This is a genomic window from Bradyrhizobium sp. (assembly GCF_016462955.1).
Taxonomy (GTDB): Bacteria; Pseudomonadota; Alphaproteobacteria; order Rhizobiales; family Xanthobacteraceae; genus Bradyrhizobium.
Genome location: NZ_JAEMSD010000877.1, coordinates 1 through 1,588 on the forward strand (window position 1 = coordinate 1; position 1,588 = coordinate 1,588).

At 65.3% G+C, this 1,588-nt stretch carries 2 protein-coding genes; both read left to right on the forward strand.

Going from position 1 to position 1,588, the window contains the following annotated elements; all coding sequences use genetic code 11:
* The first annotated feature begins 237 nt into the window (after window positions 1-237).
* On the forward strand, window positions 238-627 hold the full coding sequence (locus JHD07_RS39450; RefSeq protein WP_291632040.1) for a RidA family protein: 390 nt from the start codon (window positions 238-240) through the stop codon (window positions 625-627).
* A gap of 80 nt (window positions 628-707) precedes the next feature.
* Window positions 708-1,588: saccharopine dehydrogenase NADP-binding domain-containing protein (locus JHD07_RS39455; protein WP_291632039.1), on the forward strand; the 881-nt coding region annotated here is incomplete at its 3' end.

The following is a 1,588-nucleotide window of genomic DNA, read 5'->3' on the forward strand; positions in this document are numbered from 1 at the left end:
GTGCTGGACGGCGCCGCGGGGATGATCGTCCCGACCGGCGCGGCGCTGGCCAAACGGAGGTCGGTTCGCGCACCCGTGGCGCACGCGGCCTGAGGGATCGTTTTCATAGCGACGACCCGGCCGCACCAAACGGCAACGTTCGGCCGCCTGCGCCAAGCCCGTTGCTTTGGGGTTGCGCAGGCGCCTGAAACGCCCTTTAAACCCCACGAAAATTCCCTTCAGTCGAGGCCCATGACCATGTCCCGTCGCCTGATTTCCACCGGCTCTCCGTTCGAGAAGACCGCCGGCTACAGCCGCGCCGTGATCGACGGCGAGTTCGCCTTCGTGGCGGGAACCACGGGCTACGACTACACCACGATGACGATGCCGGCTGATGTCACGAGCCAGTCACGCAACTGCTTCAAGACCATCGAAGCCGCCCTGAAGGAGGGCGGATTCGAGATGGCAGACATCGTGCGTGCGACCTACTACGTCACCGACGCCAGCGACATCGACGCCCACTTCGCCGTCTGCGGCGAAGTTCTCGGCGACATCAGGCCGGCCGCGACCTTGCTGGTCGTCAGCGCTCTCGCCAAGCCCGAGATGAAGGTCGAGATCGAAGTCACCGCCAAGCGCCGCAGGATCTGACAAGCGCCGCAGCGCCTGACGAGCGCGGCGCCGGATCCACCCACCCTTTGCCTGCCAGCACGTTCCGGAGAAACCATCCCATGAGCCCTCCCTCGCAGATCTACGCGAAGATCACCGGTCCCATCGTCATGGTCGGCTTCGGCTCCATCGGCAAAGGCACGCTGCCGCTGATCGAGCGGCATCTCGACTACGACAAGTCGCGCGTCACCGTGATCGACCCCAAGGACGAGGGCCGGAAGGCACATTGCGAGAAGCACAATGTGCGCTTCATCCAGAAGGCCGTGACCAAGGACAATTATCGCGAATTGCTGTCTCCGCTGCTCACCGAAGGCGGCGGCCAGGGCTTTTGCGTCAATCTGTCGGTCGATACCGGCTCGACCGACATCATGGAGCTCTGCAACGAGCTCGGCGCGCTCTACATCGACACCGTCAACGAGCCCTGGCTCGGCTTCTATTTCGATGCCTCCAAGGGCCCGGAAGCGCGCTCCAATTACGCTCTTCGCGAAGTGACGCTGGCCGCCAAGCGCGCACGCCCGGCGGGCTCGACCACGGCCGTCTCCTGCTGCGGGGCCAATCCCGGCATGGTCTCCTTCTTCGTCAAGCAGGCGCTGCTCAACGTCGCCGCCGATCTGAAGCTCAACGCCCCGAAGCCGAAGACCCGCGGCGAATGGGCGGATCTGATGCGGCAGGCCGGCATCAAGGGCATCCACATCGCCGAGCGCGACACCCAGCGCTCGAAGAAGCCGAAGGAGCCCGACGTCTTCGTCAACACCTGGTCGGTGGAAGGCTTCCTGTCGGAAGGCGTGCAGCCGTCCGAGCTCGGCTGGGGCACCCATGAGAAATGGATGCCGGAGAATGCGCGCACCCACCAAACCGGCTGCGGCGCCGCCATCTATCTGATGCAGCCCGGCGCCAACACGCGCGTGCGCACCTGGTGCCCGACCCGCGGCGCGCAATACGG

Excerpts from the sequence above, each read along its gene's own strand:
- JHD07_RS39450 (WP_291632040.1), top strand. The coding sequence starts at position 238 with ATGTCCCGTCGCCTGATTTCCACCGGCTCTCCGTTCGAGAAGACCGCC.